The sequence below is a fragment of the Leucobacter sp. WKLB1 genome, assembly GCF_059696215.1.
The window spans coordinates 2918932-2933055 of the sequence record NZ_AP046115.1 but is presented as its reverse complement, the minus strand read 5'-3'; the positions used below and the strand labels follow the sequence as shown (position 1 = coordinate 2933055).

The following is a 14124-nucleotide window of genomic DNA, read 5'->3' as shown; positions in this document are numbered from 1 at the left end:
CGACGCACATGTCAGACTTCATCGATCTGCACGGCGCCGAGCAGAGCTTCGGCGACACCGACGCGCAGCGCGAGGTGCGCGCCAACGACCGCCAGTACGTCTTCCACTCGTGGTCGGCGCAGGGGGCCATCAACCCGCTGCCCATCGCCAAGGGTGAGGGCGTGCGCTTCTGGGATTACGACGGCACCGAGTACCTCGACTTCTCGGCGCAACTCGTCAACCTGAACCTGGGTCACCAGCACCCGGGTCTCGTCAAGGCGATTCAGGATCAGGCCGGGCGTCTCGCCACGATTCAGCCGGCGATGGCGAACGACGTGCGCGGCGAGCTCGCGAAGCGCATCGTCGAGCACTCCTTCGAGGGCGCGCGCTCGGTGTTCTTCACCAACGGCGGCGCCGACGCAGTCGAGTACGCGGTGCGCATGGCGCGCCACCGCACCGGCCGTCAGAAGGTGCTCGCCCGGTACCGCTCGTACCACGGCTCCACCTCGACGGCGATCACCCTGACCGGCGAACCCCGTCGCTGGGCGAACGGCACGCTCGATGCCGGCGTCGTGCACTTCCACGGCCCCTACCCCTACCGCTCGGTCTTCTACTCGGAGACCCCCGAGCAAGAGACCGAGCGCGCGCTCGCGCATCTGCGTTCGACCATCGAGCTCGAGGGGCCGAACACCATTGCCGCGATCATTCTCGAGAGCGTCACCGGCACCAACGGCATCCTGATCCCGACGCCCGGCTACCTCGCCGGCGTGCGCGCGCTGTGCGACGAGTTCGGCATCCTGATGATTGCGGACGAGGTCATGGCCGGCTTCGGTCGCACCGGGCACTGGTTCGCGTTCCAGGCGTTCGATGTCGCGCCCGACCTCGTGACCTTCGCGAAGGGCGTCAACTCGGGGTACGTGCCTCTCGGTGGCGTCGTGATCTCCGAGGCCGTGCACCAGACCTTCGATCAGAAGCCGTTCCCCGGCGGGCTCACCTACAGCGGGCACCCCCTCGGCGCCGCCGCCGGCGTTGCCACCTTCGACATCTTCGAAGAAGAAGGCATCCTCGAGCGCGTGCGCGATCTGGGCGAGCGGGTCGTCGGCCCGCGTCTGCGCGAGATCGCCGAGAAGCACCCGTCGGTCGGCGAGGTGCGCGGCACGGGTCTCTTCTGGGCGATCGAGCTGGTGAAGGATCGCGACACCCGCGAACCTCTCATCCCGTTCAACGCTGCCGGCGAGGCGGCTGCGCCGTTCAACGCTGTGGTCGCCGCGTGCAAGCAGGCCGGCCTGTGGCCGTTCGCCGCCGGCAACCGCCTGCAGGTCGCTCCGCCGCTGATCATCTCGGAAGAGGATCTGGTGAAGGGTCTCGACATCATCGACGAGGCGCTCAATGTCGCCGACGGGTACGTCGGCAAGTAACCACGCGGTGCACGCTCAGCGCCCGTCGGCCCTTGGTCGGCGGGCGCTGTCGTGTATTGGGCGGGGTACGAAGAGTATGCTCGTGCTGTTCGCGCTGGAGGGACAGCGCGGTGCAATCGATTCGGGGGAGACATGAATCAGAAGCGACGCTGGCCGGCGATCGCGGTGCTGCTGATCGGCATCGTAGGGATCGGCCTGCTGTACCTGGTGCCGGGGACGGCCGACTTCGGAAAAGACGATTCCGGGCAGCGGATCACCGCGACCTGTCGGGCGTTGGGCCCAGGCGTGGGAAGCGGGCCCAGCTCCGTGTTCACCGAGGACACCGTCTCGACGAGCGAGGCGTTCAAGCGCTACAAAGACGAGAATCAGGGGACGTCGGGGCAGAGCGGCTACGAGTACTTCCTGAACGTGCAGATCGGAGTGAATCACGCCTGCGATCAGGTGCGCGGCAACCAGCAGGCGGCGCTGACACTGGCCATCGGTGCGCTCGTCGTCTTCGTCGTGCTTGCTCGGCGACGCATCTGTGGTGATCGGTCTGCAGCAGGTCGCATGCCCGTTGGCATTGACTCGGAAGCGCAGAAGGGCGGCGAGAATGAGTAGCCTGGACACTCTCGTCAACGAGCTCAAAGACGCTGCCTGCGACGCATGGATGCGCACTCAGAGCGGCAAGTTCACGTTCTTCGGGCTCGGCAACTGGGTCATCATGGACGGGTATTACGAGTGCGCGACCGAGACGAACACCGAAACGGTGGTGCGACCGAGCGGCGGAGCCGGCGGTGGGTACTACACCAACACCGCAGCGGGAACCGGCATGGCGGGTCACTCTGATACTGCGCACTACACCAGTACGTTCAACCGGATCCGGGCAGACATCGATGCTGTGATCGATCCGTGGCGCACGCTTCCTGATGCGGGTGGTATCGGGGATCTGCTGCAATCGTGCAATACGGCGTGCTCTCACTTGAGTGTTGATGAGCGGTACCAGTCGCCTGCCGGAGGAACGTATTCGAGTGGGGGTGAACTCTCGAGCGCCTTCGGCACGATGGAGCGCAACCTGGATGGTCTGACTGGCGCGACTGGTCAAAAATTCGCCATGAGGTACCTCGACCGTCTGCCAACCATCGTGACGAATGCCGCCGGTCTCGCTGAAACGCTGTCCGGCGTGATGTATGGGCAGCACGAGATTTGGTCGGCCGTTCCCACTGATGTGCGTTCCATCGTCATGATGGGACGGGATCAGATGCGGCACGCGAGCGACGGTGCCGACCAGCCGAAGCCTTACGAGCTCGCCGTCGTCGGGTTCGCCGCAGAAGTGGTCAAACTGTTCGTGCCCGGAGCGATCGCTCGGGCTGCGAGTCTCGGCACCGCCGCCATCGGCGCAGCGGAGAAGGGTGATGTGCTCGTCGAGACCGACGGCGGCAATTACGACGACGCCTTCTCAAGTTTCAGTCGCGCGATGAGCTCGCTGAACTCACGAATTCGCGACGAGGAGCAGGCGCTGCGCACCATCCTGTATGCAGTGATCGACCACGCGATGAGTCAGGAGAATCGCGACGATTACGATCTTCCTGATGGAGCCAACGACCTGCCGCAGCAAGCCGGCACGAGTCAGGGGTGGGATCAGCAGAAGATCGAGGCGATGGCAGGATTGGCGCTTCCGGCTCTTGCGGCAGAACTCGATGCGGTAGCTGACAACGTGCAACAGGTCGTGAGTGTTTCTCACGTGGACAGGGACGCGTCGATCGGGCTCGGCGCCTCCGGGCCGCATTCGACGGTGCAGCGTTTCGGGAAACTGGTGCACGATGTTCTCGAGGAGGCGGCTGCCGACGCGCTCGATGGATCCGTGCAGTTGTACCGAGCGCTGAGCGATTTCCAACAGACGGAATCGGACATCGTCGCGCTGCTCAACCAGCTCAATGGCGACCTGCTCGGAGCCCGTGACTACGGAGAAGATCTCGGGGGCGACATTGCGAATGTGCGCGACGATGAGCCCGAAGATTCGCCGGTTGACACCGATGCTGCCGCAGCTGAAACCCTGCAACGGATCCGCGAGATCATGGGGGGATGACCGTTTCGCATCGCGCGTGCCGCTCGTCTACGCCGGGTCGGCAGGATCCTCCATCACCCCGGCCTTCGGCGACCCCGGCGCGAGTGCGTACCGCAGTTGCACCGCGCCGGCGCTGCCGCTCTTCGGGGGCTCGATGAGTCGCAGGTTGGTGGGCACCGAGCCCCGCGGAAACACCGTTCGGCCCTCGCCGAGCACGATCGGGTAGACCCACAGGCACAGCTCGTCGAAGAGGTGCTCGGCGATGAGCGTCTGCACGAAGTCGATGCTGCCGACGACGTGGATCTCGCGGTGTCGCGCGCGCAGGTCGCTGAGCTCGGCGGCGAGGTCGTCGCCCACCCGGGTGGTCTCGTGCCAGGGCGCCGACACCTCGGGATTGCGCGAGGCCAGGTACTTCGGCACCGCATTGAACGTGCGCCCGACAGGGTTGTCGGCGTGCACCGGCCAGTATGACGCGAAGATGTCGTAGGTGCGTCGGCCGAGCAGCAGCGCGTCCATGCGATCGACGTAGCCGAGCACCTCGGTGCCGACCATGTCGTCTTCGATGGGTGCTTGCCAGCCGCCGAAGCGGAACCCGCCGCTCGGGTCTTCGTCGGGGCCGCCCGGCGCCTGCGCAACACCGTCGAGGGTGGTGAACAGGTCGATCACAATGCGCCCGGCGGGCGCCGCGTCGGGTGATGCGGGATCGTTCGCGTGCATACTGGCTCCTTCGCCGTGCGCGGTGCCGCCGCGCGTTCCCCGCAGGCGGTCGCCCGCTGCGCAGCATCCTCCTCGTCGCAGCGGGCGGTGTCAATCGGACGTTGAGTTCGCATACGGATATGCTTCGTAGTGCGATGTAATCAGTGCTAGGGTGATCCACTGTGAGTCACGAACGGAACGCAAATCGATCGGATGCCGATGTGCTGGCGCTCGATCTCACACGCATCACCGGCCGATTCGCGCGCATCGCCGGTCGCGTGGCGGGCGGTGGGTACTCGCTCGTCGCGTGGCGCGTGCTCAGCGAACTCGAATCGTCGAGCGGTTTGCGCATCAGCGCGCTCGCCCATCAGCAGCGGGTGGGTCAGCCTGCGATGACGGGCCTCGTGCAGCGGCTCGAGGGAGAGGGGTGGATCGACCGCGCGCCCGATCCGGCAGACGGCCGAGCGACGCTCGTGTCGATCACCCCAGCCGGACGCGTCGCGCTCGACGCCTATCGCGCTGCAGCCGCCGACCGCGTGCGCCCGCACCTCGACGCGCTCTCCGACTTCGACCGCGCCACACTCGCTCGCGCTGCGGAGCTGATGGATCAGCTCGGAGATCGCATCGACGATCCTTCCGGGTGACGCCGCCGCGATCCCGCACCGCACCGCACACCATAGATTTGCGCCGCACGCGCACCACACCTCAGGAGCCTCTCACGTCCACCACCACTCGCCCCCGCACCGAACCCGCACAGGCCAAGCCTTCGATTCTGCGCCAACCGACCGCTGTTTGGGCCATCGCGTTCGCGTGCGCGGTCTCGTTCATGGGCATCGGCCTCGTCGACCCGATCCTGCCCGCCATCAGTCATGAGCTCGGCGCGAGCCCCAGCCAGACCATGCTGCTCTTCACCAGCTACCTCTTCATCACCGGCGCCGCGATGTTCTTCACGAGTTGGGTGTCGAGTCGCATCGGCGTGAAGCGCACGTTGCTCGCCGGCCTGGTGCTCGTCGTGGTCTTCGCCGCGCTTGCCGGAGCGTCGGGCACCGTCGACGCGATCATCGGGTTCCGCGCCGGGTGGGGGCTCGGCAACGCGCTCTTCATCTCAACCGCACTCGCCGCAATCGTCGGTGCCGCATCGGGCGGCGCGCGGCAGGCGATCGTGCTCTACGAAGCCGCGCTCGGCATCGGGCTCGCGGTCGGGCCGCTGGTCGGCGGCGTGCTCGGCACGCTGTCGTGGCGCGGGCCGTTCTTCGGTACGGCGGCGCTGATGGCGATCGCCCTCATCGCGATCGTGGTGCTGTTGCGGCAGTCGAAGCGCACGGACGCCGGTGCTGCCAGCGCTGCGCCGGCGGTCGAAAAGGTGTCGATCCTCGCCGGATTCCGCGCCCTGCGCAATCCGGCCCTGCGCTCCCTCTCGATCGTGGCACTCTTCTACAACTTCGGCTTCTTCGTGCTGCTCGCGTACAGTCCGTACCCGATGGAGGCCGCGGCGAAGGCCGTCGGCCTCGAATTCGGTGCGCACGAACTCGGCCTCGTGTTCTTCGGCTGGGGGCTCGCGCTCGCCATCACCTCGGTGCTCGTCGCCCCGGTGCTGACCCGTCGGCTCGGCCTGCGCCCCGTGCTCTTCGCGATGCTGACCGCGCTCACGATCTGCCTGGCGCTGCTCGGCGTCTTCGTCGACTCGCTCACCGGGCTCGTCACCGTCGTGATCATCAGCGGACTGCTGCTCGGCGTCATGAACACCGCGCTGACCGAGGCGGTCATGGAGGCGACGGATCTGCCGCGCAACGTCGCCTCGTCGACGTATTCGGGCGTGCGCTTCATGGGTGGCGCGATCGCTCCTGCGGTTGCGGGGCCGATCTCGGAGGCGCTCGGTTCGGGGATGCCGTACTGGGTCGGTGCCGCGTCGATCATCGTCTCCATGGTGGTGCTGGCGGTCGCCGGGCGTCACCTGGCCCACATCGGTCACCCGCACGAGAGCGCCGTCGAGGAGGCGGGCGACATCTCGGTCGGCGACGCGTAGGCGGCGTCCGTGCTCAGCACCCAATCTGCAGTCAGCGGACTCTGTTCACGGGTTTTCGATCCTCTGAGTGCAGATCGGGTGCTGAGCGCCGGGTGCTGAGCGTCGGGCAGCGCCACTGTCGGCGGCGTCCGTCACAATAGAGGGATGGCCGAGAACCCCATCCCGCTCTTCCTCGACTGCGACCCCGGCATCGACGATGCGATCGCGATTGCGTACCTGCTCTGCCAGCCCGACGTCGAGCTGGTCGGGCTCGCGGCGAGCGGTGGCAACGTGTCCACCGCGCAGGTCGTCGAGAACACCCTCGGCTGGCTCGAACTCGCGGGCCGCAGCGATCTGCCGGTGCACCGCGGCGTCGAGCTGCCGCTTGGTGGGGTGCACGTGCTCGATGCCCTCGCGGCCGAAGCCGGCGAGGGCGGGGGAGCTCCGGGAGATAGCGCTACCGGTGAGGCATCGTCGGGGGACCCCGAGTACGCGGAGGTCACCCACGGCGATACGGGTGCCGGGTATGCGGTGCTGCCCGAGCCCCGCGCGGGCGTGAGCGAATCGTCCGCGGCCGAGGCCTGGGTCGCCGCCGCGCGTGCGCACCCGGGTGAGCTCATCGGTGTGGTGATCGGCCCCGGCACCAACCTGGCGCTGGCGCTCGAGATCGAGCCTGATCTGCCCCGCCTGCTCAAACGGCTCTTCGTGATGGGCGGCGCCTTCAACTACCGGGGCAACACTAGGCCCACCACCGAGTGGAACGTGACGTTCGATCCCGAGGCCGCCGCGCGTGTGTTCCGAGCGTTCGGCGACGCGCACGTCGCCGGCGATGCCCCGTTCGCACCGGTGATCGGGCCGATCGAGGCGACCGAGATGGTCGAGATGACCCCCGACCGCCTGCAGCGAATCTTGGAGGGCGCAGACGCCGGGGCCGGCCCCGAATGGCACGCGACTCTGCACCAGCTCGGCGACGCGCTGCGCTTCTACTTCGAGTTCCACGAAGCCGACGGGCACGGCTACCTCGCGCACATCCACGATCCGTTCGTCGTCGCCGTTGCCGTCACCTGGGCGCGCGAGCAGCGCGCCGCGCCGCCCGAGTCGCGCGAAACGGCCGAGCCTGGCAGACTGCCCTGGGCCGAGAGCGCGTTCGCGCCCGTCGACGTCGAACTCACGGGCACACTCACGCGCGGCGAAACCGTCGCCGATTGGCTGGGCCGATGGAACCGACCGGCGAACGCCGAGATCATCCGTCGCGTCGATGCCGCACGCTTTCTCGACCACCTCACGGAAACCCTGATGAAAGGACCACATCATGAACGCACGCGATAGCGTGTCTGGGCAGGGGCTCGTCAGCACGACGAGTCCCGGAGAAGCTCGCCACCACGCCCCCAAGTGGGCATACCTGCTCACCGCAGCGGGGTCGCTCGTCATCATCGCGACCTACCTCACGGTGCTCTTCACCCAACCGCCCACACTCGGGCAAGATCTGGGCAACACCACCCTCTGGGTGATGCTCGGTTACCTCGCCGGCGCCGTACTCATTGCCGCCGGTACGCTGCCGCTCATTCCGCGCAGCATCTTCGCGCTCATGCCGATCGCCATCGCCCTGAACATCACGATCGGGCAGATCGTCGGCACGCTGACGCCCATCCCGCTCTACCTCGACTCCTTCGGCTCCGTGCTGGTCGGCGTGCTCGCCGGCCCCGCAGCCGGTGCACTCACCGGGGTGCTCAGCAACGTGATTTGGGGCGTCGCCATCAACCCCACCGTCATCGCCTTCACCGCGGGTGCCGCCTTTGTCGGAGCTGCCGCCGGCTGGGCCGCACGCCTCGGCGCGTTCCGGGCGATCTGGTCGGCTGTCATCGCAGGCGCGATCGTCGGTGTTCCCAGCGGTGCACTCGGTGCTCCGGTCGCCGCGTTCCTCTTCGGAGGCGGGCTCGGTGTCGGCACCGGCAGCATCGTTGCGACGCTTCAGGCCGCGGGTCTCGAGATGCTCAACGCCACCACCGTGCAGAGCCTCACATCCGACACCGTCGACAAAGCGATCATCTTCCTGCTCGCCTTCCTGGTGCTGCGCACGCTGCCGAAGCGCATCGTGCGTCGATACCCGCTGGCGATGCGCTCGCTCGCGCCGCGTCGTACTGCGGCGCCGCCCGCGCCGGTCGCCGCAGAGTCGCCCGCAGCAGTCTGACGCCCCGCGTGCACGGTCGCTCGGAATCGCGCCCCGCACCGGCACCCGCATTTGCTTCGGCGGACTCGGGTGCCGGTGCGGGGCATCGGGCGACCCCGCACCCGGGTGCGGGAGCAGCGGCACGGCGGGTGATCCCGCACACCGCCGATTCGCGCCGGGCGGCCCTGCTGCACCCTGCTACCGAACTCGTGCTGCTCGTTTGCGCACTTCTCGTGATTACGGGCATCCCGTCTCCGATCGTGCCGGCTGCGATCCTGTGCATCGCAGCCGGTGTCGCCGTCGCATCGCCGCGCATGCGTTTTGCGCGCTGGCTCACGACGCTCGCCGTGCTCGCCGTACCCATGCTCGTCATGGTCGGTGTGATTCAGGGGCTTTTCTACCCCGGTGACGACCTCGAGGTGCTGTGGCGGTGGGGTGCGGCGTCGCTCACCGTCGAGGGGCTCGCGGTCGCACTGCAGCTGTGGCTGCGCGTCGCCGCGATGATCGCCGTGTGCGCGCTCTTCGCATTCGGTTCTGACTCCGCGCGCACCTTCGACGGCATGATCGCACTCCGCGCGCCGCTCGGCATCGCCTACGTGTGCGCCACGGCACTCAGTCTCGTCCCCCTGCTGCGCGCGCAGGTGTCGCACGCGCTCGAAGCTCGCGCCGCGCGCGGGTGGGACACGACGCGACTGCGCACCCGCCTGCGCCTGCTCCCCGGCATCCTCGCCGGCCTGGTGACCGCGGCGCTCGTGCAGCTCGACCAGCGCCACGACACGCTGGAGCAACGCGGATTCGGCCGTGTGAAGCGGCCCGCCGCGCTGCAAGATCACTCGGACGGGCAGACGCAGCGCGCGATTCGGTGGATCGCGCCCGCGATGAGCGTCGTGCTCGTCGTGCTCTCGGTGGCCGGCGTCGTGCACCTGCCGACCGCCTCCGAACTGCTGGGGGTGCTCCGTGGGTGACTCGACTGCGCCCCGCGTTCCAGCGCGTGCGAGTGAGCTCGCGCTCGTGCTCGATCACGCAGGCTTCCACTACTCCGACGAGCCCGCACCCGCTCTCAACGGCATCGACCTCGTGCTGCGGCCCGGCGAGATGCTCGCCGTGCTCGGCCCGCAGGGCGCCGGCACGTCGACGCTCTGCCGTCTGGCCGCAGGGCTGCTGGCCGACCGCGGCGCGGCGAGCGGCACGGTGGCGCTGAGCGGATCCGCTGCCATGCTCGGCGATGACCCCGAGGCCCAGCTCACCGGCATGACCAGCTTCGTCGACGACGAGGTGCGCCTTCCCGTGCGATTGTCGGGCAGCACGCGCCCGGTTGACGTCGGCGCCGCGCTCGAGGCCTTCGGCATGGCGCGGCTGTCCGGTCGCCGCCTCGATGCGCTGTCGGGTGGCGAGCGCCAGCTGGTCGCGCTCGCGAGTCTCATGACACTCGACCCCGCGGTGCTCGTACTCGACCAGCCCGCACTGTCGCTCGACCCGAGCGCGCGGCTGCTGTTGCGGCAGGCGCTCGCGCGATACTGCGCGCGCGGCGGCGCGGTGCTGCTCGCGGGGCACCAGTACGACGAGCTCGCGGCGGCGGCGGATCGTGTCGACTTTCTGCGCGCGGGGAGTCTCGCGAGCGGTGCCGCGCCCGTTGCAGTCGACGACGCGATGTTGAGTTCGCACGGGGTGTGGAACGCGCTGGGGGCGGATGAGCCTGCACCGGCGCGCATGTCGAAACCTGCCCCGGTAACGGTCTCCGAACCGGTCTCGGTGCGCACCGCGCTGCGGGTGCGCGATCTGAGGGTCGAGCGGGGCGGGGCCCCGGTGCTCGTCGGGGTCGACCTCGATGTCGCAGCCGGGGAAGTTCTCGCGGTCGTGGGCGCGAACGGCGCGGGCAAGTCGACGCTGCTACGTGCGGTTGCCGGGCTGCTGGAGCGATCCGCGCGAGTGACCGGGCGGGTGAGTGTGGGAAGTGTCGGCGCCGGCGGCACCGGCGCTTCGGCCGCCGGCGCCTCGGTCGCCGGCACCGTGCACGAACTCGGGGATGCGCACGCATCACAGCGCGCCGGATTCGTGGGCTGGGTGGGGCAGGATCCGGGGGCGCAGCTCTCGGCGGCGACGGTGAGTGCGGAACTCGAGCGCGCGGCACCGTTGCCCCGACACCGCCGACGCGATCGCGCCCGGCTGCGGGCTGAGCGTGCCGAGCGATCCGCCACGCTGCTCGAACGTGTCGGTCTTGCATCACAGGCGGCAGAACACCCGTACGATCTCACGCCCGATCAGCGTAAAGACCTCGTCATCGCCTCCGCGCTCCTGCTCGAACCTGGCGTGCTGCTGCTCGATGAGCCGACGCTCGGGCGCGATCTTGCAGGGATGCGCCGACTCGAACGCATCATCACCGACTTCACCGCAGCCGGCGGTGCGGTTGTGCTGACGACGCACGACCTTCGCTGGGCAACGGAGGCGGCGACCGAGGTTCAGCGCCTGGCGCCCCGCTGATACGATGGCCCTCCCGAAAGGCGGGATCATGCACTTCACTGCCACGCACACCATCGACGCGAGCGTTAGCGAGCGCGCCTTCACGCTCGGCGAGTTCTCGGGGCTGCTCTGGACGCCGACGGCTGCGACGCCCGAGGCCCCATCGCCGCTCATCCTTATGGGGCAGCCGGGCGGACTCGGCATTCGCCGCATGTACCCGCGCCTCGCGGCTCGTGCGCGAGCTGCCGCCGAACACGGCTTCGCGTCGGCGGCGATCGAACTGCCCGGTGCCGGAGAACGTGCGGCACTCCCCGATGCTGACCAGGCGCGCAACGACCTGCGCGCAGCGCTCGCTGCGGGGAATGCGCCGAGCGCCGACGTGATCGACCGGCTGATACTTCCGCTCGTCGATCGGGCCGTTCCCGAGTGGCAGCGCACGCTTGACGCGGTGCTTGAGCTGCCGGAGATCGGCGATCGCGTGGGCTTTTCGGGTGGCGTCATCGCGGTCGGGGTGCGACTCGCTGCAATCGACCCACGCATCACCGCTGCGGGCCTGTTTGCCGGCAGCTACGTGCCCCGGCGCACGATGGAAGAGGCACGCGGAGTGACGATCCCGCTCCACGTGCTGCTGCAGTGGGACGATGCGGGCAACGATCGCGGCATGGCACTCGAGCTCTTCGACGCGTTCGGATCTACAGAGAAAACGCTCGCTGCCAACATGGGCGGGCACACGGGAGTGCCGGCGCATGCGGGCGACGATGCGATGCGATTCTTCGTGCGGCATTTGAGCGCTGAGTCGCACGGGTGACGGGCGCGCGAGCGAGTGCGACGCACCGGATGCTGGCGACCTGCAGCTAGGGTGGTGCGGTGCGCACGTGCGTGCGCGATCGGAGGTCGCTCATGTCGATGCAGGAGCGCGGAGCGTCACGTCTCGCGAGGGGCGCGCACGCCGCGACGCGGGCACGCACCGCATCGGGTCGACGCTCCGAACCAGAGGCCGGCGCGCCCCAGATTCTCGTGCACTCGGTCGCTGACGGAGACGTCGGGCCGGTCACGGTCAGCCAGACGTTCGCGCACGCGCTGCAGCAGGCACCCGGCGGGTCGATCGCCCGAGCGATCCTCACTCACCCCGACGCCGATGCGATCGCCGAGATCGCGTCGCTCTGGCAGCTGCACCCCGTGCTCGTCGAAGATCTGCTGCACGCCGGCCAGCGCCCCAAGGTCGAGCGCTACGGCGACGTGCTCTTCATCGTGCTGAAGGCCGCACACTACATCGATGAGCGGGAGGACGTCGAGTTCTCAGAATTCCACCTGCTGGTGCGCCACGATGCCCTCGTGATCATCTGCCAAGACGGGCGATCGATTGACGGATCGCCGATCCCGAATCCCCTCGACATCTCCGCAGGATCTCCCCTCATCAGCCGCGAGTATCTCGATGCGGATCGCCAATTGCTGCGACTCGGAGCCGAAGCGATGGCCTACCGGCTGCTCGACGAGGTCGTCGACCAATACTTCCCGGTGCTCGACGGTTTGCAGATCGACCAGGAGCAGATCGAGCGCCAGGTATTCAGCGGGGACGCCGCCGCGGCCGAGCGCATCTACCACCTGAGCCAAGAAGTGATCGATGTGCTGCACGCCTCCGCTGCGCTCACACGCCTCACCCAGCGCCTGCGTCGCGGCGCCGACCAATACGCGATTCCTGAAGAGCTCCAGTCGTATCTGCAAGACGTGTCGGATCACCTCACGCGCGTCAGCTCCGAGGCCACTGAGCTGCGAGACGCACTCTCACAAATCCTCACCGTCAACTCGACCCTGGTCGCCCAACGGCAGAACGACGACATGAAAAAGATCTCGGGGTGGGCGGCGATCTTGTTCGCCCCGACCCTCATCGCCGCGGTCTACGGCATGAACTTCGATCAGATGCCCGAACTGCACTGGGCCTTCGGCTACCCGCTCGCCGTCGGCGGCATGGTGGGGTTCGCGGCCCTGCTCTACGGGGTATTCCGCTGGAAGAAGTGGATGTAGGGCTGCGCTGCGCTCCGTGGGCTGCCGCTGTGGCGGCAGCGAGCGCGGAGCCCGAACGCGTTGCGTTCGAACTCAGCGCCCGCCAGTCGCGAGGCGCATGAGGTCGCTGTCGAGGTCGATGCCGAGCTCCGTGCCGCCCGCGCTGCCGTAGGAGTGCTGGTAGGCGCCCCACGACTCACCGCGCACCGACTCGCGGAACCCGCCGGCGAGCAGCGCCACGAGCTCAGCGGCGGCGCGCTCGATGCGCGAGCCGAACTCGCGACTGTTCCAGTCGTCGGGTGCCGCGAAGAGGCCGGTCGGCACCGTGATGGTGCGCAGATACGAGAACAGGCCGCGCAGCTGGTCATCGACGACGAGTGCGTGGCGCGCACTCCCGGCGGTCGCCCCGAGCACCACGGGCGTGCCGATGAGCAGATCGTTGTCGAGCACCTGGAAGAAGGCGGTGAACAGTCCGCTCGCCCCTGCCTTGTAGACCGGTGTGGAGGCGACGATCGCGTCGGCGTCGCGCATGATGTCGCTCGCCGCCTGCAGTGCGGGGGAGACGTGCTGCGTCACGAGTGCGGTCGTCACGTCTTCGGCCAGCGCGCGCAGGTCGACGAAGCGGATGCGCAGCTCGATGCCGCGCTGGGCCGCGATCTCGGCGGCCTTGTCGGCGACGCGGTTGGCGAGCATCGTCGTGGTCGACGGGTCGCTGGTGCCGGCGCTCACGACGGCGAGGGTGCGGGGCTGAGCGGCGACCGGCTCGGTGACGGTGCCGTCGAAGGGGGTGGTCATGGGGTGCTCCTCGAGCGTGTTGCGGTGAAGATTGCGGGGGAGGTCGGATCAGGCCGCGTCACCGCCACCGGCGAGTTTGCCGGCGAGGCGACGCAGATCCTGCATCTCATCCGGAGTGAGTGCGGCGCCGAGCTGGCGGGCGACGCTTTTCGCGTGGGCCCGACCGACCTGCTGCTGCAGCGTCGCCCCTGCCTCGGTGAGGCTGAGCAGCACGGCGCGGCCGTCTTGCGGATCGGGCTCGCGGGCGATGTAGCCCCGGGTCGCGAGCCGATCCACCATGCGCGACAGGGCGGGCTGGCTGAGCAGCACCCCGCTCTGCACGTCGCACATGCGCATCGGCTCGCGCCGCTTGGCCAGCGTGTACAGCACGTCGTACTCGCGCATGCTGACCTCCGACCACATCTGTTCGGCGGCGAAGACCTGCATGAGTGCCGAGTGTGCAGACATCACGGATTCCCACGCCTCATTGGCGAGGCGTACGTCGATGCGAGCTGGCTGTTCCATCTCGGGTGCTCCTTCGTGCGTGGTCATGCGGGTCGCCCAGTCGGTA

General features: G+C 68.5%; 14 protein-coding genes. 11 read left to right on the top strand and 3 right to left on the bottom strand.

The window, feature by feature from the left end:
• Positions 1 to 8: 8 nt before the first annotated feature.
• The 3 genes from ACZF5Y_RS13450 to ACZF5Y_RS13440 all read left to right on the top strand — a co-directional run bounded on the left by ACZF5Y_RS13450 (position 9) and on the right by ACZF5Y_RS13440 (position 3465).
• Positions 9 to 1397, top strand: coding sequence for an aspartate aminotransferase family protein (locus ACZF5Y_RS13450; protein ID WP_497533162.1), 1389 nt, complete (start codon positions 9 to 11; stop codon positions 1395 to 1397).
• Between the two features lie 132 nt (positions 1398 to 1529).
• Positions 1530 to 1997, top strand: coding sequence for a hypothetical protein (locus tag ACZF5Y_RS13445; RefSeq protein ID WP_497533160.1), 468 nt, complete (start codon positions 1530 to 1532; stop codon positions 1995 to 1997).
• On the top strand, positions 1924 to 3465 hold the full coding sequence (locus tag ACZF5Y_RS13440; RefSeq protein ID WP_497533158.1) for a hypothetical protein: 1542 nt from the start codon (positions 1924 to 1926) through the stop codon (positions 3463 to 3465). The genes ACZF5Y_RS13445 and ACZF5Y_RS13440 overlap by 74 nt, the downstream gene beginning before the upstream one ends.
• A 27-nt stretch (positions 3466 to 3492) precedes the next feature.
• Here the strand turns inward: ACZF5Y_RS13440 and ACZF5Y_RS13435 are convergent, their stop codons facing one another.
• A complete protein-coding gene (locus tag ACZF5Y_RS13435; RefSeq protein WP_497533156.1) occupies positions 3493 to 4161 on the bottom strand; it encodes a dihydrofolate reductase family protein in 669 nt (222 codons plus the stop codon).
• Between the two features lie 161 nt (positions 4162 to 4322).
• Between ACZF5Y_RS13435 and ACZF5Y_RS13430 the strand changes: the two genes are divergently transcribed.
• The 8 genes from ACZF5Y_RS13430 (at position 4323) to ACZF5Y_RS13395 (ending at position 12800) form a co-directional block, all read left to right on the top strand.
• Positions 4323 to 4784 (top strand): MarR family winged helix-turn-helix transcriptional regulator, encoded by a 462-nt coding sequence (locus ACZF5Y_RS13430; RefSeq protein ID WP_497533155.1) that lies wholly within the window; start codon positions 4323 to 4325, stop codon positions 4782 to 4784.
• Positions 4781 to 6166, top strand: coding sequence for an MFS transporter (locus tag ACZF5Y_RS13425; RefSeq protein ID WP_497533153.1), 1386 nt, complete (start codon positions 4781 to 4783; stop codon positions 6164 to 6166). Before ACZF5Y_RS13430 ends, ACZF5Y_RS13425 begins: the two co-directional genes overlap by 4 nt.
• A gap of 144 nt (positions 6167 to 6310) precedes the next feature.
• Positions 6311 to 7474 carry a nucleoside hydrolase gene (locus ACZF5Y_RS13420; RefSeq protein WP_497533151.1) on the top strand — a complete coding sequence of 388 codons (1164 nt, stop codon included), beginning with the start codon at positions 6311 to 6313 and terminating at the stop codon, positions 7472 to 7474.
• Positions 7458 to 8336, top strand: coding sequence for a histidine kinase (locus tag ACZF5Y_RS13415; protein WP_497533149.1), 879 nt, complete (start codon positions 7458 to 7460; stop codon positions 8334 to 8336). The genes ACZF5Y_RS13420 and ACZF5Y_RS13415 overlap by 17 nt, the downstream gene beginning before the upstream one ends.
• 8 nt (positions 8337 to 8344) lie before the next feature.
• A complete protein-coding gene (locus ACZF5Y_RS13410; protein WP_497533148.1) occupies positions 8345 to 9280 on the top strand; it encodes an energy-coupling factor transporter transmembrane component T family protein in 936 nt (311 codons plus the stop codon).
• Entirely contained in the window at positions 9273 to 10796 is a 1524-nt protein-coding gene (locus tag ACZF5Y_RS13405) for an ATP-binding cassette domain-containing protein (protein WP_497533147.1), read from the top strand. The genes ACZF5Y_RS13410 and ACZF5Y_RS13405 overlap by 8 nt, the downstream gene beginning before the upstream one ends.
• A 28-nt stretch (positions 10797 to 10824) precedes the next feature.
• Positions 10825 to 11583, top strand: a complete 759-nt coding sequence (locus tag ACZF5Y_RS13400; RefSeq protein ID WP_497533145.1) for a dienelactone hydrolase family protein — start codon at positions 10825 to 10827, stop codon at positions 11581 to 11583.
• Between the two features lie 92 nt (positions 11584 to 11675).
• A complete protein-coding gene (locus ACZF5Y_RS13395; RefSeq protein WP_497533144.1) occupies positions 11676 to 12800 on the top strand; it encodes a magnesium and cobalt transport protein CorA in 1125 nt (374 codons plus the stop codon).
• Between the two features lie 72 nt (positions 12801 to 12872).
• Here ACZF5Y_RS13395 and ACZF5Y_RS13390 read toward each other — a convergent pair whose 3' ends face one another.
• Both ACZF5Y_RS13390 and ACZF5Y_RS13385 read right to left on the bottom strand, forming a co-directional pair.
• Positions 12873 to 13574, bottom strand: a complete 702-nt coding sequence (locus ACZF5Y_RS13390) for a CE1759 family FMN reductase (protein WP_497533142.1) — start codon at positions 13572 to 13574, stop codon at positions 12873 to 12875.
• A 48-nt stretch (positions 13575 to 13622) separates the two neighbouring features.
• A complete protein-coding gene (locus tag ACZF5Y_RS13385) occupies positions 13623 to 14078 on the bottom strand; it encodes a MarR family winged helix-turn-helix transcriptional regulator (protein WP_497533140.1) in 456 nt (151 codons plus the stop codon).
• Positions 14079 to 14124 lie beyond the last annotated feature (46 nt).

Bases quoted from the DNA above. Each gene is read 5' to 3' on its own strand.
- ACZF5Y_RS13390 (WP_497533142.1), bottom strand. From the start codon at position 13,574: ATGACCACCCCCTTCGACGGCACCGTCACCGAGCCGGTCGCCGCTCAG.
- ACZF5Y_RS13385 (WP_497533140.1), bottom strand. From the start codon at position 14,078: ATGGAACAGCCAGCTCGCATCGACGTACGCCTCGCCAATGAGGCGTGG.
- ACZF5Y_RS13400 (WP_497533145.1), top strand. From the start codon at position 10,825: ATGCACTTCACTGCCACGCACACCATCGACGCGAGCGTTAGCGAGCGC.
- ACZF5Y_RS13415 (WP_497533149.1), top strand. From the start codon at position 7,458: ATGAACGCACGCGATAGCGTGTCTGGGCAGGGGCTCGTCAGCACGACG.
- ACZF5Y_RS13395 (WP_497533144.1), top strand. From the start codon at position 11,676: ATGTCGATGCAGGAGCGCGGAGCGTCACGTCTCGCGAGGGGCGCGCAC.
- ACZF5Y_RS13420 (WP_497533151.1), top strand. From the start codon at position 6,311: ATGGCCGAGAACCCCATCCCGCTCTTCCTCGACTGCGACCCCGGCATC.
- ACZF5Y_RS13450 (WP_497533162.1), top strand. From the start codon at position 9: ATGTCAGACTTCATCGATCTGCACGGCGCCGAGCAGAGCTTCGGCGAC.
- ACZF5Y_RS13445 (WP_497533160.1), top strand. From the start codon at position 1,530: ATGAATCAGAAGCGACGCTGGCCGGCGATCGCGGTGCTGCTGATCGGC.
- ACZF5Y_RS13435 (WP_497533156.1), bottom strand. From the start codon at position 4,161: ATGCACGCGAACGATCCCGCATCACCCGACGCGGCGCCCGCCGGGCGC.